The sequence below is a fragment of the Rhodobacter flavimaris genome (assembly GCF_021378075.1).
Lineage (GTDB): Bacteria > Pseudomonadota > Alphaproteobacteria > Rhodobacterales > Rhodobacteraceae > Rhodobacter > Rhodobacter flavimaris.
On sequence record NZ_JAJUOS010000007.1, the window covers coordinates 25,008 to 51,258 of the forward strand.

At 65.7% G+C, this 26,251-nt stretch carries 25 protein-coding genes; 11 read left to right on the plus strand and 14 right to left on the minus strand.

What is annotated here, in order from left to right; all coding sequences use genetic code 11:
* Nucleotides 1–37: 37 nt before the first annotated feature.
* The 3 genes from LZA78_RS10200 to mce form a co-directional block, all read right to left on the minus strand.
* Entirely contained in the window at nucleotides 38–406 is a 369-nt protein-coding gene (locus tag LZA78_RS10200; protein ID WP_233676831.1) for a COG4315 family predicted lipoprotein, read from the minus strand.
* Nucleotides 407–487: 81 nt separating this feature from the next.
* Nucleotides 488–757, minus strand: coding sequence for a DUF1467 family protein (locus LZA78_RS10205; RefSeq protein ID WP_233676832.1), 270 nt, complete (start codon nucleotides 755–757; stop codon nucleotides 488–490).
* Entirely contained in the window at nucleotides 757–1,161 is a 405-nt protein-coding gene (gene mce, locus LZA78_RS10210; RefSeq protein WP_218628618.1) for a methylmalonyl-CoA epimerase, read from the minus strand. The genes LZA78_RS10205 and mce overlap by 1 nt, the downstream gene beginning before the upstream one ends.
* Before the next feature lie 147 nt (nucleotides 1,162–1,308).
* Between mce and LZA78_RS10215 the strand changes: the two genes are divergently transcribed.
* Entirely contained in the window at nucleotides 1,309–2,010 is a 702-nt protein-coding gene (locus LZA78_RS10215; RefSeq protein ID WP_233676833.1) for a response regulator, read from the plus strand.
* On the opposite strand, the gene LZA78_RS10220 is transcribed toward LZA78_RS10215, so the two are convergent.
* Nucleotides 2,007–2,723 carry a GNAT family N-acetyltransferase gene (locus LZA78_RS10220; protein ID WP_233676834.1) on the minus strand — a complete coding sequence of 239 codons (717 nt, stop codon included), beginning with the start codon at nucleotides 2,721–2,723 and terminating at the stop codon, nucleotides 2,007–2,009. The two genes, LZA78_RS10215 and LZA78_RS10220, sit on opposite strands and share 4 nt — an antisense overlap.
* Before the next feature lie 138 nt (nucleotides 2,724–2,861).
* Here LZA78_RS10220 and LZA78_RS17790 point away from each other — a divergent pair, with 138 nt between their 5' ends.
* Entirely contained in the window at nucleotides 2,862–2,996 is a 135-nt protein-coding gene (locus LZA78_RS17790) for a hypothetical protein (RefSeq protein ID WP_255697358.1), read from the plus strand.
* 71 nt (nucleotides 2,997–3,067) lie between these two features.
* On the opposite strand, the gene aspS is transcribed toward LZA78_RS17790, so the two are convergent.
* Nucleotides 3,068–4,849 carry an aspartate--tRNA ligase gene (gene aspS, locus LZA78_RS10225; RefSeq protein ID WP_233676995.1) on the minus strand — a complete coding sequence of 594 codons (1,782 nt, stop codon included), beginning with the start codon at nucleotides 4,847–4,849 and terminating at the stop codon, nucleotides 3,068–3,070.
* Nucleotides 4,850–5,078: 229 nt separating this feature from the next.
* Here aspS and LZA78_RS10230 point away from each other — a divergent pair, with 229 nt between their 5' ends.
* From LZA78_RS10230 to LZA78_RS10255, 6 genes are all read left to right on the plus strand, one after another.
* Nucleotides 5,079–6,371, plus strand: a complete 1,293-nt coding sequence (locus tag LZA78_RS10230; RefSeq protein ID WP_233676835.1) for a glycosyltransferase family 87 protein — start codon at nucleotides 5,079–5,081, stop codon at nucleotides 6,369–6,371.
* 123 nt (nucleotides 6,372–6,494) lie between these two features.
* Nucleotides 6,495–9,827, plus strand: coding sequence for a carbamoyl-phosphate synthase large subunit (gene carB, locus LZA78_RS10235; protein ID WP_233676836.1), 3,333 nt, complete (start codon nucleotides 6,495–6,497; stop codon nucleotides 9,825–9,827).
* A gap of 199 nt (nucleotides 9,828–10,026) precedes the next feature.
* Nucleotides 10,027–10,620, plus strand: coding sequence for a rhodanese-like domain-containing protein (locus tag LZA78_RS10240; RefSeq protein WP_233676837.1), 594 nt, complete (start codon nucleotides 10,027–10,029; stop codon nucleotides 10,618–10,620).
* 306 nt (nucleotides 10,621–10,926) lie between these two features.
* Complete coding sequence (locus tag LZA78_RS10245; protein ID WP_233676838.1) at nucleotides 10,927–11,268, plus strand: carboxymuconolactone decarboxylase family protein; 342 nt, start codon at nucleotides 10,927–10,929, stop codon at nucleotides 11,266–11,268.
* A 99-nt stretch (nucleotides 11,269–11,367) separates the two neighbouring features.
* A complete protein-coding gene (locus tag LZA78_RS10250) occupies nucleotides 11,368–11,868 on the plus strand; it encodes an EF-hand domain-containing protein (protein WP_233676839.1) in 501 nt (166 codons plus the stop codon).
* Nucleotides 11,869–11,963: 95 nt separating this feature from the next.
* On the plus strand, nucleotides 11,964–12,788 hold the full coding sequence (locus LZA78_RS10255) for a GH25 family lysozyme (RefSeq protein WP_233676840.1): 825 nt from the start codon (nucleotides 11,964–11,966) through the stop codon (nucleotides 12,786–12,788).
* Nucleotides 12,789–12,839: 51 nt separating this feature from the next.
* On the opposite strand, the gene LZA78_RS10260 is transcribed toward LZA78_RS10255, so the two are convergent.
* A complete protein-coding gene (locus LZA78_RS10260; protein ID WP_233676841.1) occupies nucleotides 12,840–14,282 on the minus strand; it encodes an ArnT family glycosyltransferase in 1,443 nt (480 codons plus the stop codon).
* Between the two features lie 17 nt (nucleotides 14,283–14,299).
* Entirely contained in the window at nucleotides 14,300–15,286 is a 987-nt protein-coding gene (locus LZA78_RS10265) for a 2-hydroxyacid dehydrogenase (protein WP_233676842.1), read from the minus strand.
* Between the two features lie 175 nt (nucleotides 15,287–15,461).
* On the opposite strand from LZA78_RS10265, the gene LZA78_RS10270 reads away from it, so the two are divergent.
* Together LZA78_RS10270 and LZA78_RS10275 are read left to right on the plus strand one after the other, a co-directional pair.
* Nucleotides 15,462–16,028 carry an SH3 domain-containing protein gene (locus tag LZA78_RS10270; protein WP_438811068.1) on the plus strand — a complete coding sequence of 189 codons (567 nt, stop codon included), beginning with the start codon at nucleotides 15,462–15,464 and terminating at the stop codon, nucleotides 16,026–16,028.
* Between the two features lie 48 nt (nucleotides 16,029–16,076).
* Nucleotides 16,077–16,961, plus strand: a complete 885-nt coding sequence (locus LZA78_RS10275) for a cation diffusion facilitator family transporter (RefSeq protein WP_233676844.1) — start codon at nucleotides 16,077–16,079, stop codon at nucleotides 16,959–16,961.
* A gap of 23 nt (nucleotides 16,962–16,984) precedes the next feature.
* Here LZA78_RS10275 and LZA78_RS10280 read toward each other — a convergent pair whose 3' ends face one another.
* The 6 genes from LZA78_RS10280 to LZA78_RS10305 all read right to left on the minus strand — a co-directional run bounded on the left by LZA78_RS10280 (nucleotide 16,985) and on the right by LZA78_RS10305 (nucleotide 23,557).
* Nucleotides 16,985–19,003, minus strand: a complete 2,019-nt coding sequence (locus tag LZA78_RS10280) for a M3 family metallopeptidase (protein WP_233676845.1) — start codon at nucleotides 19,001–19,003, stop codon at nucleotides 16,985–16,987.
* A gap of 68 nt (nucleotides 19,004–19,071) precedes the next feature.
* Nucleotides 19,072–20,112 carry a HesA/MoeB/ThiF family protein gene (locus LZA78_RS10285; RefSeq protein ID WP_233676846.1) on the minus strand — a complete coding sequence of 347 codons (1,041 nt, stop codon included), beginning with the start codon at nucleotides 20,110–20,112 and terminating at the stop codon, nucleotides 19,072–19,074.
* 3 nt (nucleotides 20,113–20,115) lie between these two features.
* Entirely contained in the window at nucleotides 20,116–20,586 is a 471-nt protein-coding gene (dut, locus tag LZA78_RS10290; protein ID WP_233676847.1) for a dUTP diphosphatase, read from the minus strand.
* A 1-nt stretch (nucleotide 20,587) separates the two neighbouring features.
* A complete protein-coding gene (coaBC, locus tag LZA78_RS10295; RefSeq protein WP_233676848.1) occupies nucleotides 20,588–21,793 on the minus strand; it encodes a bifunctional phosphopantothenoylcysteine decarboxylase/phosphopantothenate--cysteine ligase CoaBC in 1,206 nt (401 codons plus the stop codon).
* A gap of 61 nt (nucleotides 21,794–21,854) precedes the next feature.
* Nucleotides 21,855–22,682: a ChaN family lipoprotein gene (locus LZA78_RS10300; RefSeq protein ID WP_233676849.1), complete on the minus strand. Its 828-nt coding sequence runs from the start codon at nucleotides 22,680–22,682 to the stop codon at nucleotides 21,855–21,857.
* On the minus strand, nucleotides 22,679–23,557 hold the full coding sequence (locus LZA78_RS10305) for an RNA polymerase factor sigma-32 (RefSeq protein ID WP_233676850.1): 879 nt from the start codon (nucleotides 23,555–23,557) through the stop codon (nucleotides 22,679–22,681). Before LZA78_RS10305 ends, LZA78_RS10300 begins: the two co-directional genes overlap by 4 nt.
* A gap of 205 nt (nucleotides 23,558–23,762) precedes the next feature.
* Between LZA78_RS10305 and LZA78_RS10310 the strand changes: the two genes are divergently transcribed.
* A complete protein-coding gene (locus tag LZA78_RS10310) occupies nucleotides 23,763–25,268 on the plus strand; it encodes a YifB family Mg chelatase-like AAA ATPase (protein ID WP_233676851.1) in 1,506 nt (501 codons plus the stop codon).
* On the opposite strand, the gene gshB is transcribed toward LZA78_RS10310, so the two are convergent.
* Nucleotides 25,269–26,210, minus strand: coding sequence for a glutathione synthase (gshB, locus tag LZA78_RS10315; RefSeq protein ID WP_233676852.1), 942 nt, complete (start codon nucleotides 26,208–26,210; stop codon nucleotides 25,269–25,271).
* Nucleotides 26,211–26,251: the final 41 nt, after the last annotated feature.

Below are 26,251 nucleotides of genomic sequence, written 5' to 3' on the forward strand. Positions count from 1 at the left end.
GGGTCGGGCGACGCCGCGCGGGCGCCGCCCCCTTTCGTCAGGGCTGCGCGACATGCCAGACGCCGTTGAACCCGTCGCCCGTCACATCGCCCGGTTTGGTATCCTTGACCCACGTATACAGCGGTTTGCCATCATAGGCCCACTGTTTCGCGCCATCGTCACGGGTGATCACCGACCACGCGCCCTCGGCCATCGCGCCATCCTCTGCCATCAGCGGAGGCCAGTTCGCGGCACAACCGCCATTGCAGGCCGAGTTGCCATCGGAATCCTTGTCGAAGGTATAAAGCGTCATGCCCGCCGCATCGACCAGCGTCTGGCCCTTGGCGGTCTCGGCCACCATCGCCGGATCGGCCTGCGCTACGCCAGCGGCCAGCACCACAGCCATCGTCATCATCGCTCGTTTCATGGTCATCTCCCTGTCTGGACCACAAGGAAAACGACACAGGGCCGGGAATAATCCCGGCCCTGCTGAAAAAATCGCGGATGCTCAGTGCTTGATGCGCCCGAACCAGTCGAGATCGCGGATCGAGATCACCCCCGACAGGATGATCGAGGCGATGACGCCCCAGAGCACCACGGCGATGCCGGTCGTGATCAGGGCCTTCTTCTTCAGGTTCACCTCATGCGGGGCCGAGGCGGGCGTGCCCGGCACGATATGCCCGGCCTCGTCCTGGCTCTGGAACCGGATCGGCAGCACCACGAAGAACACCATGAACCAGATCACGGCGAAAAGGACGATGCCACCGGTCAGGTTCATCAGACCTGCTCCAGCTCAATCAGGCAGCCGTTGAAGTCCTTGGGGTGCAGGAACAGCACGGGTTTGCCATGCGCGCCGATCTTCGGCTCGCCGGTGCCAAGGACGCGCGCCCCCCCGGCCTTGAGCTGGTCGCGCGCGGCCAGGATGTCATCGACCTCAAAGCACATGTGGTGGATGCCGCCCGAGGGGTTCTTTTCCAGAAACCCTGCGATGGGCGAGTTTTCCCCGAGCGGGTAGAGCAGCTCGATCTTGGTGTTCGGCAGTTCGATAAAGACCACGGTCACGCCGTGATCGGGTTCGTCCTGCGGCGGGTTTACCTTCGCGCCAAGGGTCTCACGGTATTTCGCCGAGGCTGCCTCAAGGTCAGGCACGGCGATGGCGACATGGTTCAAACGTCCGATCATGGTGGGCCTCCATTTTCCTCGCCTTCCGCTTTAGGGGGGGGCTGGCCGCGATGCAAGCACTGCGAGCGGTAGCAGCGTTAACGGGGCATTAGGCAAAGGTAGCCCTTACTGGGCCGATAACCGTGATTCCTCTGCCAGGGTGGTCCCATGTCCGATGATCTTTCGACCTTTCTTGCCAAGCGTTCCGCCTCGGCCGAGCGCCCGCTGGCCGGGCTGACTGTGCTGGTGGTCGAAGACAGCCGCTTTGCCTGCGAGGCGCTGCGGCTAATGTGCTTGCGCTCGGGCGCGCGTATCCGCCGGGCCGATTGCCTGCGCGCGGCGCGGCGGCATTTACAGACCTACCACCCCAATGTGGTGATCGTGGATCTCGGACTGCCCGACGGGTCTGGGGATGAGCTGATCGCGCAGATCAAGGCCACCGCTGCTGCGCCCGCGGTCTTCGGTATTTCGGGCGATGCCAAGGGGGCGGTATTGGCGATGGCGGCGGGCGCGGACGGATTTCTGGAAAAGCCGATCGAGAGCCTTGCACTGTTTCAGAACACGATCCTTGCCGGGCTACCCGATCACGCACGCCACGCCGGCCCGCGCCGCATCGACGAGATGCCGCTGATCCCCGACCCGCTGGCATTGCAAGATGACCTCAGCCAGATGGCCCAAGCGCTGCGCGAGCCGCCCGAGGCCGCGCGGCTTGGCTATGTCGCGCAATTCCTCACGGGTGTCGCGCGGGTCGCGCATGATGTTGCACTGGCCGATGCGGCCACGGCGCTGGACCGCACGCCCTCACCCGCCACCGTGGCGCGGCTCAGCGGCCTTGTGAATGCGCGGCTCGCCGCTCGGGCGATGCTTTAATCGGCGCCCAGCGCGGGGTCCGCGCTGACCCGCACCAGCCGGGTCAGGTCTCCCAGCCGCTCGATCTGGCACCCCTCTGCGTCGAAGTTCGAGGGCGCAAGCCAGGCGTCATAGGCGGCCTTCAGCCCGGGCCACTCCTTGTCGATGGCAGCAAACCAGGCAGTGTCGCGGTTGCGCCCCTTCACCACCGTCGCCTGACGGAATATCCCCTCATAGCTCAGCCCTAGCCGCTGCGCCGCGCGGCGCGAGGGCAGGTTCAGCGCATCGCATTTCCACTCGAACCGCCGGTAGCCCGCCTCGAAGGCCCAGCCGATCATCAGCATCATCGCTTCGGTCGCGGCGCGAGTGCGCTGCAACTGGGGCGAGAGGTTGATATGCCCCAGCTCGATCGAGCCCGCCGCAGGCGTGATCCGCAGATAGGACATCACGCCGCCCACCTGTCCGCTCGCCTTGTCGCGTAGCGCGTAGAAGAACGGATCGCTCTGCCCGGCCATATCCTGCACCCAGCGAATGAAGGGCACCTCGGAATGGAACGGGCCATAGGGCAGGTAATCCCAGATTGCGTCATCGGCGGAATTCGCGCGGTAAAGCGGGTCGGCATGGGTCCAGGCAAGACGCTCCAGCCGCACATAGCGCCCCTCCATCACCGCCGCATCGGGGGTGCGCGGGGGCGTCCAGCCTGTCAGTTCCTCGCCGAATTTCTTCTGCTGCATCGTCGCCTCCCCGCCTTTTCACCGCACGCTATCCTGCGCCCAGCCGACACGCAATTGCCCCCAAAGAGCACGAAAGCCTTCCAAAAGCTGCCGCAATCCGAGGGCAGCCTGATCCTACTCCCTCCTGAGGATCAGCCGATGAAACACCACGCCCGCCGCCTGTTTACCGATCACCGACTTATCGATCGTTCGCATCGGGCCATGTTCGCCATCGGGATCGTCTCTCTGGCGGTATCCATCAGTGCGATGGCGCTGCGCCTGGCGACAAGCTGATCCATCCTCCCTGCGCAAACTGAAAAGGCGCGCCGTTTTCGCGGCGCGCCTTTTCGTTTCTGTCGGGATGCTTAGGCTTCCTTGGGCAGAGCCCGCAGGCGCAGCTCGCGCATCTGTTCGTTGGTGGGCTCGGACGGGGCGCCCATCATCAGATCTTCGGCGCGCTGGTTCATCGGGAACATGATGACCTCGCGGATGTTGATCTCGTCGGCCAGCAGCATGACGATCCGGTCGATACCGGCCGCGCAACCACCGTGCGGAGGCGCGCCGTATTTGAACGCCTTGACCATGCCGCCGAAACGCTTCTCGACTTCCGACGCAGGGTAGCCCGCCAGTTCGAAGGCCTTGTACATGATCTCGAGCTTGTGGTTCCGGATCGCACCGGACACGAGTTCGTAGCCGTTGCAGGCGAGGTCATACTGGTAGCCCAGCACCTTGAGCGGATCGCCCGACAGTGCCTCAAGCCCGCCCTGCGGCATCGAGAAGGGGTTGTGCGAGAAGTCGATCTTGCCCTCGTCATCCTTCTCATACATCGGGAAATCGACGATCCAGGCGAATTTGAACACACCCTCCTCGGTCAGGCCAAGTTCTTTGCCGATCTCGTTACGGGCGCGGCCCGCGATCGCCTCGAAGGCCTCGGGCTTGCCGCCAAGGAAGAAGGCCGCGTCGCCCTCGCCCAGCCCCAGCTGTAGACGGATCGCCTCGGTGCGCTCGGGGCCGATGTTCTTGGCCAGCGGGCCTGCGGCCTCCATCTCGCCATTGTCGCCCTTGCGCCAGAAGATGTAGCCCATGCCCGGCAGACCCTGGCTTTGTGCGAAGGCGTTCATCCGATCGCAGAACTTGCGCGAGCCGCCGGTGGGCGCGGGAATCGCGCGGATCTCGGTGCCTTCCTGCTCCAGCAGCTTGGCGAAGATCGCAAAGCCCGAGCCCGCGAAATGCTCGCTCACGATCTGCATCTCGATCGGGTTGCGCAGGTCGGGCTTGTCCGAGCCGTATTTCAGCAGCGACTCGGCATAGGGGATCAGCGGCCAGTCGGGATCGACGGTCTTGCCGTTACCGAATTCCTCGAACAGGCCTTGGATGACCGGCTGGACGGCCGCGAACACGTCTTCTTGCGACACGAAGCTCATTTCCAGGTCGAGCTGGTAGAAATCGGTGGGCGAACGGTCGGCGCGCGGGTCTTCGTCACGGAAGCAGGGCGCGATCTGGAAGTAGCGGTCGAAGCCCGCCACCATGATCAACTGCTTAAACTGCTGCGGTGCCTGCGGCAGCGCGTAGAACCTGCCCGGATGCAGGCGCGAGGGCACGAGGAAGTCGCGCGCGCCCTCGGGCGAGGAGGCCGTGATGATCGGCGTCTGGTATTCGTTGAAACCGATGTCCCACATGCGGTTGCGAATGGACCGCACGACGTTCGAGCGCAGCATCATCTTGTTGTGCAGGCTGTCGCGGCGCAGGTCGAGGAAGCGGTAGGTCAGACGGGTTTCCTCGGGGTAGTCCTGATCGCCGAAGACCGGCAGCGGCAGCTCGCCATCGACGGCGCCCAGAACCTCGACCTCGCGAACGTAAACCTCGATCTCGCCGGTCGGGATCTTGGCGTTCACAAGGCTCGCGTCGCGCAGCTTGACGGTGCCGTCAATGCGGATGACCCACTCGGCGCGGACCTTTTCCAGCTCTTTGAACGCGGCCGAGTCGCCGTCGCACAGGACTTGGGTGATGCCGTAATGGTCGCGCAGGTCGATGAACAGCACGCCGCCGTGATCTCGCACCCGATGGACCCAGCCCGAAAGGCGGACGGTTTCACCGGCATTGGCGGCAGTAAGCGCGGCGCAGGTATGGCTGCGATAGGCGTGCATCATCGTTCCCTTTCAACGGGCATTGGCGTCAGTCGGCCCGATACACAGCTTGGAGGCGCGGAAGTCAAGCAAATGGGTGAAAATCACCCTGCTTCGCGGCGCTCTCACGCGTATTTGCGCGCTCTCACGCAGGATGCGCGGCGCAGGCATTCTTTCTGCCTCGCGAACAATCGCCCTAATGTCGTCAGATTTCACCCCTAACAGGGATAAACGCAGACCCGGTACGCCCATGAGCCTGACCCCGCCCCTCACCGCCTCCGCCGCGCGGCCCTCGCAGGTCGATCGCGTGGTCGGCTATGCGGTTTTGGTGCTGTGGCTTGTCTGGGCCTGGGGCGCATTTCAGGGCGCATGGGCCAATGACCTCGCCGCGCTCTGGTTCGCGGGGCATTTCCACGCCAGCGGCCAGCCCGATCTGATCTACGCGGCCCCGCCCATGTTTTTCGGCGGCACCCCGCCCGCGTGGGAGGGCTTGCACGCCGCCCTTGGCCTTGCCCCGAATCAACCCGCCTATCCCTATATATACCCGCCGCTTTGGGCGGGGCTGGCCGCGCCCCTGACGCGCGTGCTTGCGCCGCAAGCCTTCTTCGATCTGGCGCTTGCGGTGCATCTGGCGATGCTCGCGGGGTCCATCCTGCTGGCCGAGCGTCTGGCGCGCCCGACCTTCCTGCCCTTTGCAGGCTTCATCATCTGGGCGCTTCTGGTGCTGACGCAGACCGCCTCGGGCTTTGCGCTCCTGTCGCTCAACCAGCCAACGATCACGGTCAGCTTTTTTACACTACTGGCGATCTGGCTGATCCGCCGCGCCCCGGCAGCTGCGGGCACGGCATTGGCGCTCGCCGCTGCAATTAAGCTCACCCCCATCGTGTTCGCCGCACTCTTAGTGCAGGCCCGCCGTCCGCGCGCCATTGCCGTGATGGTGCTGACCGGTGGCGCGCTCGCGCTTGCCTCGGTTGCGCTGATGGGCTGGCCTTTGCATCGCGCCTTCCTTGCGCAGCTCGACCTCGCTTCGGAAAAATCCGTCTGGGGCATGGTGAACCCCTCACTGCGCATCCTGATGCTGGATATCGCCAGCCAGCTCGGTCTGGCCGAGCCCCTGCCCCAAGGCGCAGGCAATGTGACCGTCCTGATCATGCCCCACTGGACCAAACTTCTGGCGGTGGTTCTGGCGCTTGCCATCGCTGTGCCGGTCGTTCTGGCAGCACGCAAACGCCCCTCGGCCCAAGCCGTCACGCTGGTCGCGCTCGGGTTCTCGGTCGCACTCTTCCTGTTCGGCCCGCTCTCGTGGCTGCATTACCTCGAACTGCCGCTCTTACTGCTTCCCGCACTTGGGTTCGGATTCGGCCGCGTGCCCAGCCTCGCCCTGCTGGCAGCGATGGCCGCGCTCAACTCGTCGGAACTTCTGTTGCTTCTTGGCCCGATGCCGAACGGCCTCGCGATCTACAGCTGGGCCATGGTTCTGGGCTGGTCCGCGATCCTCACCGCTACCTTCGTCGCGCTCATCCGGCAGCCGCGCGGCGAATGACGCAAACAGGGTGCCTTTCGCCCTTGCACCCCGGGCCAAGCTGACTATAACCCCCACCAATTTGCGCGGAGCCTGGACAAGACTCCGCCTATAGTGCTGCCGAACAGAATCAAAGGGTCCACCATGCCGAAGAGAACCGACATCAAGTCCATCCTCATCATCGGCGCAGGGCCCATTGTAATCGGCCAGGCCTGCGAGTTCGACTACTCGGGCGCCCAGGCCTGCAAAGCGCTGCGCGAAGAGGGCTACCGCGTCATCCTGGTCAACTCGAACCCGGCCACGATCATGACCGACCCCGAGATGGCCGACGCCACCTATATCGAGCCGATCACCCCCGAGGTCGTCGCCAAGATCATCGAGAAAGAGCGCCCCGACGCGCTGCTGCCCACCATGGGCGGCCAGACCGGCCTCAATACCTCGCTCGCCCTTGCCGACATGGGCGTGCTGGAGAAATTCGGCGTGGAGATGATCGGCGCCAAGCGCGAGGCCATCGAGATGGCCGAAGATCGCAAGCTGTTCCGCGAGGCGATGGATCGCTTGGGCATCGAGAACCCCAAGGCCACCATCGTCGCCGCGCCGAAACTGCCCAACGGCAAGTATGACATCAACGCCGGCGTCGCGCAGGCGATGGCGGATCTGGAGCATATCGGCCTGCCCGCGATCATCCGCCCCGCCTTCACCCTTGGCGGCACTGGCGGCGGCGTCGCCTATAACCGCGACGATTACGAGCGCATCTGCCGTTCGGGCCTCGACGCCTCGCCGATGGCGCAGATCCTTGTCGATGAATCGCTTCTGGGCTGGAAAGAATACGAGATGGAGGTTGTGCGCGACAAAGCCGACAACGCCATCATTGTCTGCTCGATCGAGAACGTCGATCCGATGGGTGTGCACACCGGCGACTCGATCACCGTCGCGCCCGCGCTGACCCTGACCGACAAGGAATACCAGATCATGCGCAACGGCTCGATCGCCGTGCTGCGCGAGATCGGCGTCGAAACCGGCGGCTCGAACGTGCAATGGGCGATCAACCCGGTCGATGGCCGCATGGTCGTGATCGAGATGAACCCGCGCGTGTCGCGCTCCTCGGCGCTGGCGTCGAAGGCCACCGGCTTCCCGATCGCCAAGATCGCCGCGAAGCTGGCCGTGGGCTACACGCTCGATGAGCTGGACAACGACATCACCAAGGTCACGCCCGCCAGCTTCGAGCCGACCATCGACTATGTCGTCACCAAGATCCCGCGCTTCGCGTTTGAGAAGTTCCCCGGCTCCAAGCCCGAGCTGACCACCGCGATGAAATCGGTGGGCGAGGCCATGGCCATCGGCCGCACGTTCCACGAATCGGTGCAGAAGGCGCTGGCCTCGATGGAGACCGGTCTGTCGGGCTTCGACGAGATCGAGATCCCCGGCGCGCCCGACAAGGCCGCCATCGTCAAGGCGATCTCCTCGCAGACCCCGGACCGCCTGCGCCTGATCGCGCAAGCCATGCGCCACGGGCTGAGCGATGACGAGATCGTCGCCGCGACCTCCTTCGATCCGTGGTTCCTGGCCCGCATCCGCGAAATCATCGACGCCGAGACCGAAGTGCGCAAGCACGGCCTGCCGCTGACTGAAGAGGGGCTGCGCAAGCTCAAGATGATGGGCTTTACCGATGCCCGTCTGGCCAAGTTGACCGGTCGTGACGAGGCGCAGGTGCGCCGCGCACGCCGCAACCTCGGCGTCAAGGCAGTGTTCAAGCGCATCGACACCTGCGCCGCCGAGTTCGAGGCCCAGACCCCCTACATGTATTCGACCTACGAAGCCCCTGCGATGGGCGACGTGGAATGCGAGGCGCGCCCCTCGGACCGCAAGAAGGTCGTCATCCTCGGCGGCGGTCCGAACCGCATCGGTCAGGGGATCGAGTTCGACTATTGCTGCTGCCACGCCTGTTTCGCACTGACCAAGGCGGGCTATGAGACCATCATGGTCAACTGCAACCCCGAGACCGTGTCCACCGACTACGACACCTCGGACCGCCTCTACTTCGAACCGCTGACGCTGGAATCGGTGCTGGAGATCCTGCGCGTCGAGCAAGAAAACGGCACGCTGCACGGCGTGATCGTGCAGTTCGGCGGCCAGACCCCGCTGAAGCTGGCCAATGCGCTCGAAGCCGAAGGCATCCCGATCCTGGGCACCACCCCCGACGCCATCGACCTCGCCGAGGACCGCGAGCGCTTCCAGAAGCTGCTCCACGATCTCGAGCTCAAGCAGCCGGTCAACGGCATCGCGCACAGCGACGCCGAGGCCTTCGAGATCGCGGGCCGCGTGGGTTACCCGCTGGTGATCCGCCCCTCCTACGTTCTGGGCGGCCGCGCGATGGAAATCGTGCGCGACCTCGACCAGCTCAAGCGCTACATCACCACCGCCGTGGTCGTTTCGGGCGACAGCCCCGTGCTGCTCGACAGCTACCTTTCGGGCGCGATCGAGGTGGACGTGGACGCGCTCTCGGACGGCAAGACCGTGCATGTCGCGGGCATCATGCAGCACATCGAAGAGGCGGGCGTCCACTCGGGCGACTCGGCCTGCTCTCTGCCGCCCTACTCGCTCTCGGCCGAGACCATCGCCGAACTCAAGGTCCAGACCGAGAAGATGGCGCTGGCGCTTGGCGTCGTCGGCCTGATGAACGTGCAGTTCGCGATCAAGGACGGCGAGATCTACGTGCTCGAAGTCAACCCGCGTGCCTCGCGCACCGTGCCCTTCGTCGCCAAGGCCACCGACTCGGCCATCGCCTCGATCGCCGCGCGCCTGATGGCGGGCGAGCCGATGGCGAACTTCCCGCAGCGCGCGCCCTACCCGGCGGGCGTCGGCCCCGAGACGCCCCTACCCTTCGCCGACCCGCTGACGCTGGCCGACCCGAACACGCCGTGGTTCTCGGTCAAGGAGGCCGTCCTGCCCTTCGCCCGCTTCCCGGGCGTCGATACGCTGCTCGGGCCGGAAATGCGCTCGACCGGCGAGGTCATGGGCTGGGATCGCAACTTCCCGCGCGCCTTCCTCAAGGCGCAGCTTGGTGCTGGCACCAACCTGCCCGAAGAGGGCCGCGTGTTCCTCTCGGTCAAGGATAGCGACAAGTCGGCCGAACTGGCCGAGGCCGCGCGCGAGCTGATCGCCATGGGCTTTGCCCTCGTCGCCACCCGCGGCACCGCCGCCTGGCTGAAAGAGGCCGGGATCGAAGCCGAGGCCGTCAACAAGGTCTATGAAGGCCGCCCGAACATCGTGGACCGCCTGAAGAACGGCGACATCCAGCTGGTGCTGAACACGACCGAGGGCAACCAGTCGATCTCGGACAGCCGCGACATCCGCGCCGTGGCGCTCTACGACAAGATCCCCTACTTCACCACCGCCGCCGCTTCCATCGCCGCCGTCGCCGCGATGAAGTCCCGCGCCGAAGGGGAAATCGACGTGCGCCCGCTTCAGGCCTAAGGGCAGACACACCGATCATGAAAGGCGGCCCCACCGGGCCGCCTTTCGCGTTTACGCTTCAAGTCGCGAATCTTCTCGTTCCGTGCTAGTTTGACCACTTGAGCCGGGGCCGATGTTACCCGTGTTACTCGTCCCGATCCCGCCTTTAGCTAGTATCTCCGTGCTCAAAGCGGCCCGCCATTGCGCGAAAGGGAAGCCGATGCACAGACTGCTCAGGACACTGTCGACGGGGCTTCTTTCCGTTGCCCTCCACACCCCGGCCCATGCCGAAGACCCCGCGCGCGTGCCGACTGACAAAATCACGAAGTCGGGCCACTACCTTACCGCGCTCGAAGCCGCCGAGATGTTAAGGGATTCAGGCGTCATCTTCCTTGATGTGCGCAGCCGTGCAGAGGTTGCCTTTCTTGGCATTCCCGAGCGTGTGAACGTGCACATCCCCTATCTCATGCTCCCCGCCCCGGCGAATTATGACCCGACCCGGCTCAGCTACCCGATGGTCTTCAACCCCGACTTCGAGATTGCCTTTCTGGACTATGCCGACGCAGCCATGATTGAGGATGATACCCCGATCGTCGTCATGTGCCGCTCGGGGACGCGCAGCGCAAAGGCGGCAGACGCCCTGTTCGATCTGGGCTACAGCAATGTCTATTCGATCGTGGACGGCTACGAAGGCGACCTTGCCACCGATGGGCCCGAGCGCGGTCATCCCGTCGTCAACGGCTGGAAAAACGCCGGCCTGCAATGGTCTTACGGCATCTCCCCCGGACAGGCCTATCCCGAGGATCTGCACTGAACACCTAGTGCCAGCGCCTTCGTTAAATAAACGGAATAATCGGGATACCGTCCCCACAGGCTGCCAGCATCAGAACCAAGCCCAGCGCCACAATCACTCGCATCGCACCCTCCATTGGCCGATTGCGACGAGCCTACGCGCACGCTCTGAGTCGGGCCAGTTCCTCCGCATTCCCGCGCATATTTTGTCGCGGGGCGGACCTGGGCGCACGCAAACATTCATCTCCGCGCATATGATTGATACAGGTCAATGCCTCGTGCGGGCGACTCTGGCATGTGGGAGGGGAACTTCGGATAGGAGAACGCCATGAGCTACAAAGAAAAACTCGACGACATGCGGAACGAGTTGCGCGTGATGTACAAGGCAATTCCCGACGCCACGCAGGGCTTCGGCGTGCTGTCGAAGGCCGTCAAGGATAACGGCCCGCTGGACCTGAAGAACAAGGAATTCATCGCGCTCGGCATGGCCGTCGTGCTGCGTTGCGAGCCCTGCATCATGTTCCACACCGAGGCCCTGATGAAAGCCGGCGCCACCCGCGAGGAGTTGGGCGACGTGCTGGCGATGGCGATCCAGATGGGCGGCGGACCGGGCGTCATGTATGCCGGTCACGCGCTGGCTTGCTGGGATGAGTTGGCCGCCAAGGCCTGATCCCCCTGCGACAAGTTGGCAGGCCCGCGCCGGAAGGCGCGGGCTTTCGCGTTTCATCAGCAAATATGCTTTGGAAAGGCACATGCCATGAAACGCTTGATGACACTCACCACTGCCCTGGTTCTCGGCGCAGGCCTCGCGCAGGCTCAGGACTTCACGCCTGGCGCGGATTTCATGAACCAGTGGGATCTGGATTCGAACGGCGGTGTCTCGCTGGTCGAAGTGCGCGAGCAGCGCGGCAATATCTTCGCGATGTTCGACGAGAATAGCGACGGCCGGCTTTCGGCAGCCGAATTCGTCGGGATGGATGAGCACAAACAGTTGCAGCGCGAAGCGGGCATGGGGCCGGGTCGTAACCGCCCCGAGGGCATGACCGGCCCGATGGGCAACGGTGTGGGCAAGGGGCGCGGCGGCCAGATGGGCCATCAGAGCGGCTTTGACCGGCCCGCTGCCGAGGAAATGCGCAGCCTCGATGCCAATGGCGACGGCATCGTCACCACGGCGGAATTCGTCAATGGCTCGGCCAACTGGCTCCGGATGCGCGACCGCAACGGCGACAATATGCTGACATCGGCGGATTTCGGCCCTCCGCGCGGGTAAGCGAAAGGCAATTCGTCGGCAAGGCGCAAGACCCCCGTGACAGCGACGTGATTTTGCGCGATTCTGCTCCAAAATAGTCATGAGGGAGCAGTCTCATGTGGATAAAAGCAGTTCTCACGACGGGCGTTTCCGCCCTTGCCTTGGCAGGCTGTGGCGGGGATAGCGGCCCGCGAACCGGCCAGATGATGGCCCCGGCGCATCTGAGTGCGTCGAACTACCGTGCCTTCGGTGTGCCTGCGCATTTCGGCGACACAGATCCGCACGAATGGGAAGGGCTGACCCCCGCCCACTACCCGGTGCATGGCATCGACGCCGCGCGTTATCAGGGCCATATCAACTGGCCCGAGGCCAATGCGGCCGGGGTGAACTTTGCCTGGCTCAAGGCGACCGAGGGCGGCGATTGGGTCGATCCGGGCTTCCAGGCAAATGCGCAGGCTGCGCGGGCAGCCGGAGTGCCGGTGGGCGGCTATCACTTCTACTATTTCTGCCGCACGCCCGAGGAGCAGGCCAACTGGTATATCCGCAACGTGCCGCGCGTGGCGGGCGACCTGCCCCCGGTGCTGGATATCGAGTGGAACCACCAGTCGCGCACCTGTCAGCGCACCCCCGACCCCGCGACCGTTCAAGCCGAGATGCGGCGCTTCCTCGAAATTGTGACGCAGCACTACGGCGCGCGCCCGGTGATCTACACCACGCCCGATTTCTACGAGGAAAACGCCCTCGTATCGCTGAATGGCTACGAGTTCTGGCTGCGCTCGGTCGCGGCACATCCGGCCGAGCGTTACCCGGGCGAGCAGTGGTCCTTCTGGCAATATACCGGCACCGGGGTCGTGCCGGGCGTGGGCGGCACGGTCGATATCAACACCTTCGCAGGGTCGCCCGACGCCTGGATGAACTGGCTGGCCACCCGCCGCCTGTAATCAATCGCACCACGCGCGAGGGTTAGCCCTCGCGCGATGGTACCGCCCCTGTCAGGGAAGGCGCCACACCTCAAGGCTCACGCCCATGCCCTCGCGCGGGTCGATCCGGTCTGGCACCCGGATGAGACGGCTTTGCTCCAAAACTGCGGCGGGTTGCGGTGGAGTGCCTGCGGCACCGTCATCGCTCGCGCGCAGTTGAACGATGCGAGAGGCGGGAGCAAGCGCGGGGCCAAGCGGCGGCGGGCGTTTGACCGGCCAGTCGGGTTCGAGAAGCGCAAGGCTGCCCATCAGCCAGCCAGCGCCGGTCAAGCGTTCAATCCCCGGACTGGCGGTTTCGGCAAGAATACCCGACACCTCGGCGCGCAGCGGCGCGAAATCATAGCTGAGCCGCGAGGACTTCAACCCGAAGACCACGAAAATCCCAACGGTCACCGCGATGCCGACAATCCCTGACGCAGTAGCAATTACTTGCCCCGCCCGGCGGGTCCCGGCCTCAAGCGCCCAAAGCATCAGCCCGAGCGCGCCGGGCATCGCCAGCGGGATCAGCCAGCGTGGCGTCACGCGCGTGGCATCGGCCACGCCCATCATGACCGCGATAAGGGCGCAGCCGATCAGCGAGATCGCCAGCAGCAGCTTACGCAACCAGACCGCGTTGGCCTCCGCCAGAGGGCGCGGCGCGCCCCCGCGCGGCCAAAGGCGCGCCAGCAGTGCGATCAGCCCCGCCAGGATCAGCGCAAGCAGGTAACCTTGCAGGGTTTCCGCGACTCCCCCCAGGAAGGGCAGGTCGAGCACCGCGCGCTCGGACCGCCGGATCTTCGATGCCGAGGCAAAGGCGATGTCGGGATGCTGTGCGATCCACAGAACCGGGCCGGCCAGGATTGCCAGAGCCGCCATTGCGGCAGCCCCGATGCGCCCCCAGGACAGCGCCACCCAACCCCGCGGCGGCGGCAAGATCCACAGGGCCAGTGCGGTCGAGAAGGGCAGGATCCAGAAATTGTATTTAGACAGACCGCCAAAACCGATGATCACTCCAAGCGCGATCCAGTCGCGCCAGCGCCCGTTACGAGCGGCGCCGAACAACGCAAAAAGGAAGGCAGAGGTCGAAAGGATCAATGCAACCGAATGCGACAGCGTGCGCTGCGCCTCCCACGCGATCTCGGGCAGCAAGATCAGCCCCACAGTCGCGATGGCCGCGCGCCCCGGCTGGACGAAACGGGCAAGCGCGAGGTAGGCCAGCAGATAGCCCAGCCACAGGCAGGCGTTCTTGGCAATCGCCAGCGCAGCGACATTCACACCCATCAGCTTGAAGGTCAGGAATTGCAGCCAGTTGAACAGCGGCAACTGGGGCCCATAGCCCCAGTGAAACTCCTGCGCGCGCATGACAAGCTCGGCCTCGTCGAGCTGAAGGCCCGTGCCGATCCAGATCCGAAGCAGCACTTGCAGCGCGAAATAGGCTCCAAGGACAAGCGCCAGGGTCAAACTCTCTCGGCGCATGTCCTTGGTCCTTCGCGTCAGATCATCCCAGGCACCACCAGATCCGGCGGACGGTGGCCGTCCGCGAAGGTCTTGATGTTCACGATCACCTTCTCGCCCATCTCGGCGCGGCCTTCAACCGTGGCCGAGCCCATGTGCGGCAGAAGCACGACATTGGGCAGCGAGCGCAGCTCGGGGTTCATCTCGGATCCGTGTTCGAACACATCGAGGCCCGCCCCGGCGATCTCGCCCGCCTTCAGGCCGCGCACCAGCGCGTTCTCGTCGATGACCTCGCCGCGCGAGGTGTTCACCACCACCGCCGTCGGCTTGAGCATCTTCAGGCGTCGCGCGTTGAGCAGGTGGAAGGTCGAAGGCGTATGCGGGCAGTTGACCGAGATCACGTCCATCCGGGCAACCATCTGGTCGATGCTGTCCCAATAGGTCGCCTCCAGCTCCTCCTCGATCTCGGGGCGCAGGCGGCGGCGGTTGTGGTAGTGGATCTGCATCCCGAAGGCCTTGGCGCGGCGGGCAACGGCCTGACCGATTCGGCCCATGCCAAGGATGCCAAGACGCTTGCCGCCGATCCGCCCGCCAAGGAAGGCGGTGGGCGACCAGCCGGACCATTCGCCAGCCTGCATCGCCGCCAGCCCCTCGGGGATGCGGCGGGTCACGCCCAGAATCAGCGCCATCACCATATCGGCGGTATCGTCGGTCACCACGCCGGGCGTGTTGGACACCAGAACCCCACGCTGGCGCGCCGAGGCCACGTCGATATGGTCCACGCCCGCACCATAGTTGGCGATCAGCCGCAGCCGCTCGCCAGCCCGTGCAAGCATGTTGGCATCAATATGATCGGTCAGCGTCGGCACGAGGACATCCGCGCGGGTCATCGCCTCGACCAGCTCTTCGCGGGTCATCGGCGTATCATCCTCGCGCAGTTCGACATCGAACAACTCTTTCATCCGGGTCTCGACGACCTCGGGCAACCGTCGCGTCACGACAACACTCAGCCGCGGTGCGGGCATGGTTGGGCTCCTCTCTCTTCCAAACGCCTGTGCTTGGGTGCAAAGTGACCTCCAACGGGGCGAGACACAAGGCCTCGAGAGAGCAGAAATGGCGTTTTTTATCGTGTTAGCGCAATTTTCTTGCGCGACCGATTTTTAAGGACGCCTGATGGCGTGCTTTTTGGGCGGAACGGAAATGCAGGCAATCTGGAGAAAATACTTTTGCGGCGCGGTGTTGGTTGCCCTTCTGACGGCGGGACCGGTCGCGGCGCAGGAAGAGGACGAAACGCCCCCTGACGCGCTGGCCGTGGCGCAGGCCGTCGCGAACCAGAACGGGCGCGGCCCGGTGACCAACCTGCCCATTCCGCGCTTCGTCTCGCTGAAGGGCTCCGAGGGCAACGCGCGGCGCGGCCCCTCGCTTGGGCACCGCATTGACTGGGTCTTCACCCATTCCGGAATGCCGCTGCGCGTTACCGCCGAATTCGGCCACTGGCGCCGCGTCGAGGACCGCGATGGCGCGGGCGGCTGGATCCATTACTCGCTGCTGTCCGGGGTGCGCTCGGTCATCGTCGAGGAAGACCTGACCAACCTGCATGCCCGCCCGGACGAGAAATCCGCGGTCGTGGCACGGGCCGAGGCAGGTGCCATTGCGCGTCTTGGTGAATGCAATCGCGACTGGTGCGAGATCAGCTCTGACGATGCCGATGGCTGGGTGCCCAAGACCGCGATTTGGGGGGTTGCCCCGGACGAGTTGCGCGACTAACCGAACCGCAAACCACAGGCGGAGCCGGGCCTGTCCCGGATAAAGACCATGTCCTATAACGACGCTCAGACACGGCTGAACCTGTCGGCGGGGCTTGCCTCGGTCGCGGTGGCGGCTGTTCTGGTGGGGATGAAGCTTTGGGCGCTTTGGGCGACGGGTGCGTTGTCCATCGCCGCCTCGCTGGCCGATTCCGCGATGGACCTGCTGATCTCGGGCGCGGGGCTTGGGGCGATTATCTACGCCGCGCGGCCCGCCGATGACGATCACGCCTTCGGCCATACCTCGGTCGAGGATCTGGCCTCGCTCGGGCAGGCGCTGTTCGTCAGCGTCTCGGCCATAGCCATCGCGGTGGCTGCGGGCGGGCGGCTGCTGTCGCAAACGCCGCAGGCGCTGGCGGCCGAGGGCGCAGGCATCCTGGTCATGGCGCTTTCTGCAACGCTGACGCTGGGGCTGGTCGCATGGCAGGCACGTGTGGCGCGCAAGACCGGCAACAAGGTCGTTGCTGCCGACATGCTGCATTATGTGGGCGACCTGCTGCCCACGATTGGCGCGATCCTCGCACTGTGGCTATCGTCGCGCTTCGGCTGGTCGAAGGTCGACAGCATCGTCGCGCTGATCGCGGCGGCGATCATGCTGCGCGGCGCCGGTCAGATCGGGGTTTCCGCCTGGCACGCACTGATGGACCGCGCCGCCCCGCAGGAGATCATCGACGGCATCGCCGAAATCGCCCAGATCTGGCCAGGCGTTATGGGCTTTCATGACCTCAAGACCCGCACCGCGGGCGCCAAGATCTTCGTGCAACTCCATATCGAACTCGACGGCGCACAGTCGCTTGATGCCGCACATGAGATCGCTGCCAGCCTCAAGCGCGCGATCATCGAGGCCTATCCGCAAGCCGAGGTCATCATCCACAAGGACGTCTGGCGCGGCTAGGCGGGGGCCGAAGCCCCCGACACTCAGGCCGGTTCCAGCAGACCGCGGCCTTTCAGCAGCGCCTCGACCCCCGGCATCTTGCCGCGGAATTCCAGATACAACTCATCGGCCGGGCGCGAGCCGCCCGCCGACAAGATGAACTGCTCCAGCCGGTCGGCGGTGACCGGGTCGAACACGTCGCCCGCTTCCTCGAAGGCCGCGAAAGCGTCGGCATCCATCACCTCGGACCACATGTAGCTGTAATAGCCCGCCGAGTAGCCGTCGCCCGAGAAGACATGGGCGAAATGCGGCGTTGCGTGACGCATACGGATCGCCTTGGGCAGGCCGATCGCGACCAGAACCTCGTCCTGCTTGGCCATCGGATCGGAGGGCGCCGGGCCGTCGTGGAACTCCAGATCGACCAGCGCCGAGGCGACATATTCCACCGTCGCAAAGCCCTGATCGTAGGTCGAGGCCGCCAGCAGCTTGTCGAGCAGCGCCTTCGGCATCGGCTCGCCGGTCTTCCAGTGCCGCGCGTGCTGTTCGAGAACGGCAGGAACCTCCAGCCAGTGCTCGTAGAGCTGGCTCGGCAGTTCGACGAAATCGCGCGCAACCGAGGTGCCCGAGATGAACTGATAGGTCACATCCGACAGCATCTGGTGCAGCGCATGGCCAAACTCGTGGAACAGCGTGCGCGCATCGTCATAGCTGAGCAGCGCGGGCGCGCCCTTGGTGAAATTGCACACGTTGACGACGATGGGCGCGGTCTCGCCACCCAGCTTCTTCTGGCTGCGCATGGCCGAACACCAGGCCCCCGAACGTTTCGAGGCGCGCGCGAAATAATCGCCCAAGAAGACCGCGACATGCTTGCCCTTGCGGGTAACCTCCCAGCCGCGCACATCGGGGTGGTAGAACGGCCCGTCGATCTCGTGGAACTCCAGCCCGAAGAGGCGCCTTGCCGTGTCGAAGGCCGCACCGATCATCGCGTCGAGCGAAAGGTAGGGCTTAAGCGCGGCCTCGTCGAAATCATGCTCGGCCACGCGGCGCTTTTCGGAATAGTAGCGCCAATCCCAGGCCTCCAGATCGCCGTTGATCCCATCGGCATGCATCATTGCGGTCAGGGTGGCGGCATCGGCCTCGGCCTTGGCCTTGGCGGGCGCCCAGACCCGCATCAGCAGATCGCGCACCTGATCGGGCGTCTTCGCCATCTCGGTATCAAGCTTGAACGCGGCGAAATTCGCGAAGCCCAGAAGGCGGGCACGCTCCTCGCGCAGGCGCAGGATCTCGGCGGCGTTTTCGCGATTGTCGGTCTCGCCGCCATTGGCGCCGCGTGCGACCCAGGCCTCATAGGCGATCTCGCGCAGATCGCGGCGGGGCGAAAATTGCAGGAAGGGCACGATCAGCGAGCGGTTGAGCGTCAGCACCGGCCCATCCTGCCCACGCTCTTGCCCGGCGGCTCGGGCGGCGGCCACGACGAATTCGGGCAGCCCCTCAAGATCCGCTTCGCTGAGCGGGCGGAACCAGTCGCGCTCATCGGCCAGAAGGTTCTGGCTGAAGGCGGTGGAAAGCACGGCAAGGCGCTCTTTGATTGCGGCCATGCGGCTGGCGGCTTCACCATCCAGCGCGGCACCTGCGCGCACGAACATCTGGTGATAGAGCTCCAACACGCGGGCCTCTTCGGGCGCCAGCCCCAGACCCTCGCGCCCCTGCCAGAGCGTGTCGATGCGCTCAAACAGCGCCCGGTTCATCGTGACCTCGGAGGAGAACGCCGCCATTTTCGGCGCCAGATCGCGCATCAGCGCCTCACGCGCGGGCGTGCTGTCGGCCCCGGAGAGGTTGTAAAACACCCCCGCGACCCGGTCGAGCAGCGCCTCGGCGCCCTCCATCGCCTCGATCGTATTGGCAAAACTGGGGGCCTCCGGGTTGTCCGAGATCGCGTGGATATTGGCGCGGGCCTCGGTCAGGGCAGCCTCAAAGGCGGGGGCGAAATCATCGTCTTGCAGCGCGCCGAACGGCGGAAGCGAGAAAGGGCCGGTCCAGTCGGACAAAAGCGGATTGGTCATCGCAAGATCTCCTTTGGGCACAAGCTAGGGTGCCGCGCGGGGAATAGGAAGGGGGGGCCGTGCCGGGCCTAGTGCCGCGCGCCGCAAACTGCGCAATCGCTGCGCCGTTTCACGCCGATCTGCCGGTTTTCACCCCAGAGCGCATCGTAGATCATCAGCCGCCCGCGCGCGCTGGCGCCTGCACCGACGATCTCCTTGATCGCCTCGGCGGCCATCATCGCGCCCACGACGCCCGGCAGCGCACCGACCACCCCGGCCTCTGCGCAGGAGGGCGCGAGACCCGACGCCGGGGCCTGCGGGAAGACGCAGGCATAGCAGGGTGCGTCGCGCGCCGGATCGTACAGCGACAACTGCCCTTCCCATTGCGCAATCGCGCCCGAGATCAGCGGCTTGCCGGCAGCCACGCAGGCGGCATTGACCAGATAGCGCGTGTCGAAATTATCCGTCCCGTCCAGCACAAGGTCATATTCGGCCACCAGTTCGGCGGCGTCCTCGGCGCTCAGGCGGCGGTTATAGGGGCGCACCTCGATGAACGGGTTGAGCGCCTGCATCGCTGCCTGCGCGGAAAACACCTTGGGCTTACCGATATCGGCGTCGCGGTGGATCACCTGCCGCTGCAGGTTCGAGTTCGAGACCTCGTCATCATCGACCACGCCAATGGTGCCCACCCCCGCCGCAGCAAGATACTGAAGCACCGGCGAGCCAAGCCCCCCTGCCCCGACGACCAGAACCTTGGCATTGCGCAGCTTCTTCTGGCCCGGACCGCCGATCTCGCGCAGCATGATGTGGCGCGCGTAACGGTCAAGCTCGGCCTCGGCGAAACTGGATTTGGGCGCGGCAGTCTCGGGCGCAAGGGGACGAGCGCGGGCCTTCAGCCGCCGCAGGCCCCAGGCATAGGCCAGCACCACGGCGGCCACTCCGCCCAGCCCGAGCCAGGCGGCAAGGCTGCCGCCCACGGCCATGCGCAGCGGATGCCCGCCGGGCAGCGCCAGATGCGCAAGCGTGAAGGCGCCCCACAGGATGCCCAGCATCAGAACGATAAGCCGCCCGGGCGCCCGCAACACAAGCCCAAGCGCCACCACTCCGACCAGAAGCCAAAGCCCGATCATGGCTCACCCCTTGCCGGTCGAGCCGAACCCGCCCTGCCCCCGCGCGGTATCGCCCAGTGCCAACGCCACCTCGTAGCGGGCCTGAACGACGGGGGCGATGACGGCCTGCGCGATGCGCTCGCCATGCTGGACGACATAGGGCTCGGCCCCGAGGTTGATCAGCAGCACGCCAAGCGGGCCGCGATAGTCGCTGTCGATAGTGCCGGGCGTGTTGGGCAGGCTGATGCCATGTTTGAAGGCCAGGCCCGAGCGCGGCCGGATCTGCATCTCGAACCCCTCGGGAATCTCGACGCGCAGGCCGGTCGGGATAATCGCGCGCTGCATCGGGTGAAGGGTGAAGCCAGCCGCGCGGTCCTCGGGCAGCAGGTTGGCGCGGATATCGGCGCCCGCCGCGCCGTGGGTTTCATATGAGGGCAGCGCGATCGCCAGATCGGCCCAATCCTCGCGCAGGACCCGGATGATCGGAGCGCTCATGTCATTCCCCCTTGGTCAGGGCTGCGGCAACGCGCGCGGCCAACTGGCGCGCGACGGCGTCCTTGGCCATGCGCGGCCAGTGCTCGGCCCCCTGCGCATCGAGGATGATCACCGCGTTTTCCGTGCCGCCCATGATGCCGGTAGCGGGGCTGACGTCATTTGCCACGATCCAGTCGCAACCCTTGCGGGCGCGCTTGGCGCGGGCCAGGGCCTCGACGTCATGGGTTTCGGCGGCAAAGCCCACGACAAGACGCGGGCGCCCGTTGGTCATCTGCGAGACGGTAGCGAGAATGTCGGGGTTCTCGGCGAATTCCAGCGCGGGGGCGCGGCCCGAGCCATCCTTCTTCATCTTCTGACCGGCGGCATTGGTCACGCGCCAGTCGGCCACGGCGGCGGCAAAGATCGCGGCCTCGGCGGGCAGGGCGGATTGCACGGCCTCAAGCATCTCACGCGCGGTTTCGACGCGCACCACCTGCACGCCGGGCGGCGGCGGCACAGTTGCCGGCCCCGTCACGAAGGTCACCCGCGCACCAAGATCCCGCAGAGCCGCAGCCAGCGCCGTCCCCTGCGCCCCCGAGGAGCGGTTGGCGATATAGCGCACCGGGTCGATCGGCTCATGCGTGGGGCCTGAGGTCACCAGCACATGGCGCCCGCTCAGCGGCCCGTCCGACAGCAGCGCGCGGATCGCGCCGAGGATCTCGGCCGGTTCCGACATGCGCCCCTCGCCGAACTCGCCGCAGGCCATCTCGCCGGCGTTCGGCCCGACGAAGCGGATGCCATCGGCGGCCAGCGTGGCGCGGTTGCGCTGCGTCGCGGGGTGTTCCCACATACGCACGTTCATCGCCGGGGCGATCAGCACCGGCTTGTCGGTGGCCATCAGCAATGTCGAGGCAAGGTCATTCGCCAACCCGCCCGCCATCTTGCCCATCAGGTCAGCCGTTGCCGGGGCCACCACCACCAGATCGGCCGCGCGCGACAGCTGGATGTGCCCCATCTCGGCCTCGGTCGTCAGGTCGAACAGATCGCTGTGCACCGGGTTGCCCGTCAGCGCCGCAATCGAAAGGGGCGTGACGAACTCGGCCCCCGCGCGCGTCAGCACCGGCACCACCGAGGCACCCTCGGCCCGCAGGCTGCGGATCAGCTCGGGCACCTTGATGGCCGCGATACCGCCGCCGATGATCAGAAGAATTCGCTTGCCAGCCAGCATTCCCGCCTCCGCGCTTTGGGACAGGTTTAGGTTGCGGGGAGGCTCGGCGCAAGCGCCGCGCCTATTGCCGGAACGCGGCGCAGGGGTCTTCGCGCGGCGCGGGCGGGGTGACGATCCACCAATCAAAGGGTTGATCGGGGGAAAGGCTCTCGCCCGGCTCGGCCTCAAGCTGGCCAAGGCTGAGGACGCGCACCCCCGGATTGGCCTGCGCGATCATCGCGGGAACCGCACGATCGTTGCGTGCGTGCCCGGTGCCGGTGATCACCGCGACCGGCCCGCCCGTCGTCTTGAGCGCCCGCAGCGCGGTGCGCGCAAAGGCCCCGTCGCGCAGGCGCTGCGCCGCTACCATGCCGGGCAACATCTCGGGGTGCAGCGCATCGCAATGGTCGGCCTGCGCCTCGGCCTCAAGCTGTGCCTGAAGCTCCTGCGTATAGGGCTGGTCCAGCCCATAGCGCGGCGCATCGGGGCCGAAGACGCGATCGAGCGGCTCGGACATCGCCCGGCGGACCTCGTCGCGCGGGAGCGCCGCACCAATGATCAGCGCATCGGGCGCGGCGGCGAAGATCGGGGCGTAGAGGGCGAAATCTGGCCAGCCTGCCTCCTCCCAGCCAAGCGCCTCGCCAAGTGCCGCCGGATCGGCGCGCAGATCGGGGGTGACGCGCGCGGCCTGATCGGGGCTAAGCATTTCAAAGACCAGCGCACGCGGGCGCAGCGAGGCAACCGCCGCCGCCTGATTGAGATGATGGGCTGCGTTGTCATGCACCTCGCCCAGGACCGCGATCTCGGGCGGGTCGGCACTGAGGCGCGCGGGAAGATCGGCAGCCGCGATCTCCTCCGCCGAGGCGGGGGAGAGGGCCAGACAGGCGAACAGGGCAACAAGTTTCTTCATGCGAAGAAACTTGCGACCTCCTCGCCATGGGTTTCAAGGCTTTTGCGCATCTTGCCAAAGGCCTGCGCCTCAAGCTGCCGGACGCGCTCCTTGGACAAACCCAGTTCCTGCCCAAGGCTTTCAAGGGTGCGGGGCTCTTCGATCAGACGCCGCTCTGTGACGATATACCGCTCCCGGTCGGTCAGGCGATCCATCGCCTCGCCCAGCCAGCCGCGCATCAGTGCGCCATCGTGGGAATCGACCACATCGGCCTCGGGGCTGGCGGTCTCATCCTCCAGCGCATCGACCCATTCGCGGCCTTCCTCATCGCTCGATTGCGGCGTGTTGAGCGAGAAGTCGGAGCCGGCAAGCCGCCCCTCCATCATCTCGACATCGGCCAGCGGGACGCCGATCAACTCGGCCACACGCAGGCGCATCTGCGCACCATCGAGCGCGACGCCACCGGCATCCGCCTCGCGCTCGACCTGGGCCTGAACGCGGCGCAGGTTGAAGAACAGCGCCTTTTGTGAAGAGGTCGAGCCGGTGCGCACCATCGACCAGTTGCGCATCACGAATTCCTGGATCGAGGCCTTGATCCACCACACCGCATAGGTCGAAAAACGCACCCCGCGATCGGGGTCGAACTTGTCGGCGGCCTTCATCAGCCCGAGGCTCGCCTCCTGGATCAGATCGCTCATCGGTGCGCCGTAGCGGCGGAACTTGGAGGCCATCGAGATCGCCAGCCGCATATAGGCCATCACCAGACGGTGCAGCGCGGCCTCGTCGCGGTGATCGCGCCAGGCGCGGGCCAGGTTTGCCTCGGTCTCGGCGTCCAGATACTCCGCGCGCATCGCCTCGCGCGGCAGGCTTTCATCGGTCATTCCTTCGAGTGCCATGGCCAGTCTCCCGGGGTCTCCCAACCCACATTTGGCGTGCTCAGCGCTAACATTATGCGGAATGGCGGCGGGGATGTCTTCTACTTTAGAATGATTCTCACAAAAAAATGTTCAGTTGAAATGCAGGTTTCGTCGTCGCGCCTCCGTTAACCTTTCATCAACCATGAGCCGCTAGCCCTGCTGAAACGGGTTCCGGGGGCGGCACATGGTAGTCAAAACCTATACGGTCGCCTTCGAGGGCGTCGACGCGCGGCTGGTCGAGGTGCAATGCGCGCTGGCACCGGGGATGCCGGGTTTCGCCATCGTGGGCCTGCCTGACAAGGCGGTCTCAGAGGCGCGTGAGCGGGTGCGCGCGGCGCTGGCCGCACTGTCGATTGCCTTGCCGATGAAGAAGATCACGATCAACCTCTCTCCGGCCGACCTGCCAAAGGAGGGCTCGCATTTCGACCTGCCACTGGCGTTGGCGGTGCTGGCGGCGACGGGCATCGTGCCGCCCGAAGAGGTCGAGACCATCGTCTCGATCGGCGAGCTGTCACTGGACGGGCGGCTGATTGCGGTCTCCGGCGCGCTGCCTGCGGCGATGACCGCAACCGCACAGGATTGCGCGCTGATCTGCCCCAAGGCCTGCGGCGCCGAGGCCGCCTGGGTTGGCGCCGGGTCGGTGTTCGCGCCCGCCTCGCTTGGCGAGGCAATCAGGCACCTGACCCAGGCCGCCCCCCTGTCCCCCGCGACGCCCGGCGAGGTTAGCCCCACCGCGCACCCGCGCGATCTGCGCGATGTGAAGGGGCAGGAACGCGCCAAGCGCGCGCTTGAGATCGCCGCCGCCGGACGGCACCACCTGATGATGGTTGGCCCACCCGGTGCGGGGAAATCCATGCTCGCGGCGCGCCTGCCGGGGATCTTGCCGCCGCTCAGCCCCGCCGAGGCGCTTGAAACCTCGATGATCCACTCGCTTTCCGGGCTGCTGACCGAGGGAGGTATTTCCCGCACCCGCCCCTATCGCGAGCCGCACCACACCGCCTCGATGGCCGCCATGATCGGCGGCGGGCGCGGCGCCCGGCCGGGCGAGGTGAGCCTGGCCCATAATGGCGTCCTCTTCATGGACGAATTCCCCGAGTTTCCCCGCGCCGTGCTGGAAACCCTGCGCCAGCCGATCGAGACGGGCGAGGTCGTCGTGGCGCGCGCCAACGCCCATATCCGCTACCCCTGCCGCTTCCTGCTGGTGGCCGCCGCGAACCCCTGCCGCTGCGGCTATCTGGGCGATGCGGCGCGGGCCTGCGCCAAGGCGCCAAACTGCGGCGCCGATTATCTGGGCCGGGTGTCGGGCCCACTGATGGACCGCTTCGATCTGCGTATCGAAGTGCCCGCGGTGTCATTCACCGATCTCGATTTACCCTCGGCGGGCGAAAGCTCAGCCAGCGTGGCCGAGCGCGTGGCCCGCGCGCGGACGGTGCAGGCTACGCGCTTTACCGATCACCCCAAGCTGCGCGTGAATGCCGAGGCCGACGGCGCGATCCTTGAAGAGATCGCCACCCCCGATGCCGAGGGCCGCGCGCTGCTGACCCGCGCGGCGGATCGCTTCGGGCTTTCGGCGCGCGCCTATCATCGGCTCTTGCGCACAGCGCGCACCATTGCCGATCTCGATGGATCGGATCAGGTGCGCGCCCCGCACCTGGCCGAGGCGATCAGCTACCGGCTGAGCGCGGCCTGATCAGGCGCGCTTGGCCTCGATCACCTGCCAGATCTTCTCGGCGATATTGACGCCATCGAAGCGCTCCAGCTCTTGAATGCCGGTGGGCGAGGTCACGTTGATCTCGGTCAGCCACTCGCCGATCACGTCGATACCGACGAAGATCTGCCCCTTCTCGCGCAGGACCGGGCCGATGGCAGCGCAGATTTCACGGTCGCGCTCGGTCAGGCCGACCTTCTCGGGGCGCCCGCCGACATGCATGTTCGAGCGCGTCTCGCCCTCGGCCGGCACGCGGTTGATCGCGCCCACGGGCTCGCCATTGACCAGGATGATGCGCTTGTCACCCTTGACCACGGCAGGCACGTATTTCTGTGCGATCAGCGGCTCGCGGTTGATGCCGGTGAACAGCTCGTGCAGCGAGGCGAGGTTGCGGTCGTTCGGATCGAGCCGGAACACCCCCGCGCCACCGTTGCCGTAAAGCGGCTTGAGGATGATGTCGCCATGCTTGTGCTTGAAATCGCGGATCGTTTGCAGGTTGCGCGCGATCAGCGTGGGGGGCGTGAGGTCGGGGAAGTTCAGCACCAGCAGCTTTTCGGGATAGTTACGCACCCAGAACGGGTCGTTGACGACCAGCGTCTTGGGGTGGATGCGCTCGAGAACATGGGTCGTGGTGATATAGCCCATGTCGAAGGGCGGGTCCTGACGCAGCCAGACCACGTCGAAGGTGGACAGATCGACCTCGGTCTCTTCGCCCAGAGTGAAGTGATCGCCCTGCACACGGCGCACGGTCAGCGGCCAGCCGCGCGCGTAAACGCCGCCCTCGCGGTAGGCCAGCTTGTCGGGCGTGTAGTAGAACAGCGAGTGCCCACGCGCCTGCGCCTCTTCGGCAATGCGGAAGGTGCTGTCGGCGTTGATATTGATGGGCCCGATCGGGTCCATCTGGATTGCAACTTTCAAGGCCATGTCCGCCCCCTTTCGTTGCCCCCTTGATGCCCTGAGGTTTC

Excerpts from the sequence above, each read along its gene's own strand:
- LZA78_RS10200 (WP_233676831.1), bottom strand. The coding sequence starts at position 406 with ATGAAACGAGCGATGATGACGATGGCTGTGGTGCTGGCCGCTGGCGTA.
- LZA78_RS10205 (WP_233676832.1), bottom strand. The coding sequence starts at position 757 with ATGAACCTGACCGGTGGCATCGTCCTTTTCGCCGTGATCTGGTTCATG.
- mce (WP_218628618.1), bottom strand. The coding sequence starts at position 1,161 with ATGATCGGACGTTTGAACCATGTCGCCATCGCCGTGCCTGACCTTGAG.
- LZA78_RS10215 (WP_233676833.1), top strand. The coding sequence starts at position 1,309 with ATGTCCGATGATCTTTCGACCTTTCTTGCCAAGCGTTCCGCCTCGGCC.
- LZA78_RS10220 (WP_233676834.1), bottom strand. The coding sequence starts at position 2,723 with ATGCAGCAGAAGAAATTCGGCGAGGAACTGACAGGCTGGACGCCCCCG.
- LZA78_RS17790 (WP_255697358.1), top strand. The coding sequence starts at position 2,862 with ATGAAACACCACGCCCGCCGCCTGTTTACCGATCACCGACTTATCGAT.
- aspS (WP_233676995.1), bottom strand. The coding sequence starts at position 4,849 with ATGCACGCCTATCGCAGCCATACCTGCGCCGCGCTTACTGCCGCCAAT.
- LZA78_RS10230 (WP_233676835.1), top strand. The coding sequence starts at position 5,079 with ATGAGCCTGACCCCGCCCCTCACCGCCTCCGCCGCGCGGCCCTCGCAG.
- carB (WP_233676836.1), top strand. The coding sequence starts at position 6,495 with ATGCCGAAGAGAACCGACATCAAGTCCATCCTCATCATCGGCGCAGGG.
- LZA78_RS10240 (WP_233676837.1), top strand. The coding sequence starts at position 10,027 with ATGCACAGACTGCTCAGGACACTGTCGACGGGGCTTCTTTCCGTTGCC.
- LZA78_RS10245 (WP_233676838.1), top strand. The coding sequence starts at position 10,927 with ATGAGCTACAAAGAAAAACTCGACGACATGCGGAACGAGTTGCGCGTG.
- LZA78_RS10250 (WP_233676839.1), top strand. The coding sequence starts at position 11,368 with ATGACACTCACCACTGCCCTGGTTCTCGGCGCAGGCCTCGCGCAGGCT.
- LZA78_RS10255 (WP_233676840.1), top strand. The coding sequence starts at position 11,964 with ATGTGGATAAAAGCAGTTCTCACGACGGGCGTTTCCGCCCTTGCCTTG.
- LZA78_RS10260 (WP_233676841.1), bottom strand. The coding sequence starts at position 14,282 with ATGCGCCGAGAGAGTTTGACCCTGGCGCTTGTCCTTGGAGCCTATTTC.
- LZA78_RS10265 (WP_233676842.1), bottom strand. The coding sequence starts at position 15,286 with ATGCCCGCACCGCGGCTGAGTGTTGTCGTGACGCGACGGTTGCCCGAG.
- LZA78_RS10270 (WP_438811068.1), top strand. The coding sequence starts at position 15,462 with ATGCAGGCAATCTGGAGAAAATACTTTTGCGGCGCGGTGTTGGTTGCC.
- LZA78_RS10275 (WP_233676844.1), top strand. The coding sequence starts at position 16,077 with ATGTCCTATAACGACGCTCAGACACGGCTGAACCTGTCGGCGGGGCTT.
- LZA78_RS10280 (WP_233676845.1), bottom strand. The coding sequence starts at position 19,003 with ATGACCAATCCGCTTTTGTCCGACTGGACCGGCCCTTTCTCGCTTCCG.
- LZA78_RS10285 (WP_233676846.1), bottom strand. The coding sequence starts at position 20,112 with ATGATCGGGCTTTGGCTTCTGGTCGGAGTGGTGGCGCTTGGGCTTGTG.
- dut (WP_233676847.1), bottom strand. The coding sequence starts at position 20,586 with ATGAGCGCTCCGATCATCCGGGTCCTGCGCGAGGATTGGGCCGATCTG.
- coaBC (WP_233676848.1), bottom strand. The coding sequence starts at position 21,793 with ATGCTGGCTGGCAAGCGAATTCTTCTGATCATCGGCGGCGGTATCGCG.
- LZA78_RS10300 (WP_233676849.1), bottom strand. The coding sequence starts at position 22,682 with ATGAAGAAACTTGTTGCCCTGTTCGCCTGTCTGGCCCTCTCCCCCGCC.
- LZA78_RS10305 (WP_233676850.1), bottom strand. The coding sequence starts at position 23,557 with ATGGCACTCGAAGGAATGACCGATGAAAGCCTGCCGCGCGAGGCGATG.
- LZA78_RS10310 (WP_233676851.1), top strand. The coding sequence starts at position 23,763 with ATGGTAGTCAAAACCTATACGGTCGCCTTCGAGGGCGTCGACGCGCGG.
- gshB (WP_233676852.1), bottom strand. The coding sequence starts at position 26,210 with ATGGCCTTGAAAGTTGCAATCCAGATGGACCCGATCGGGCCCATCAAT.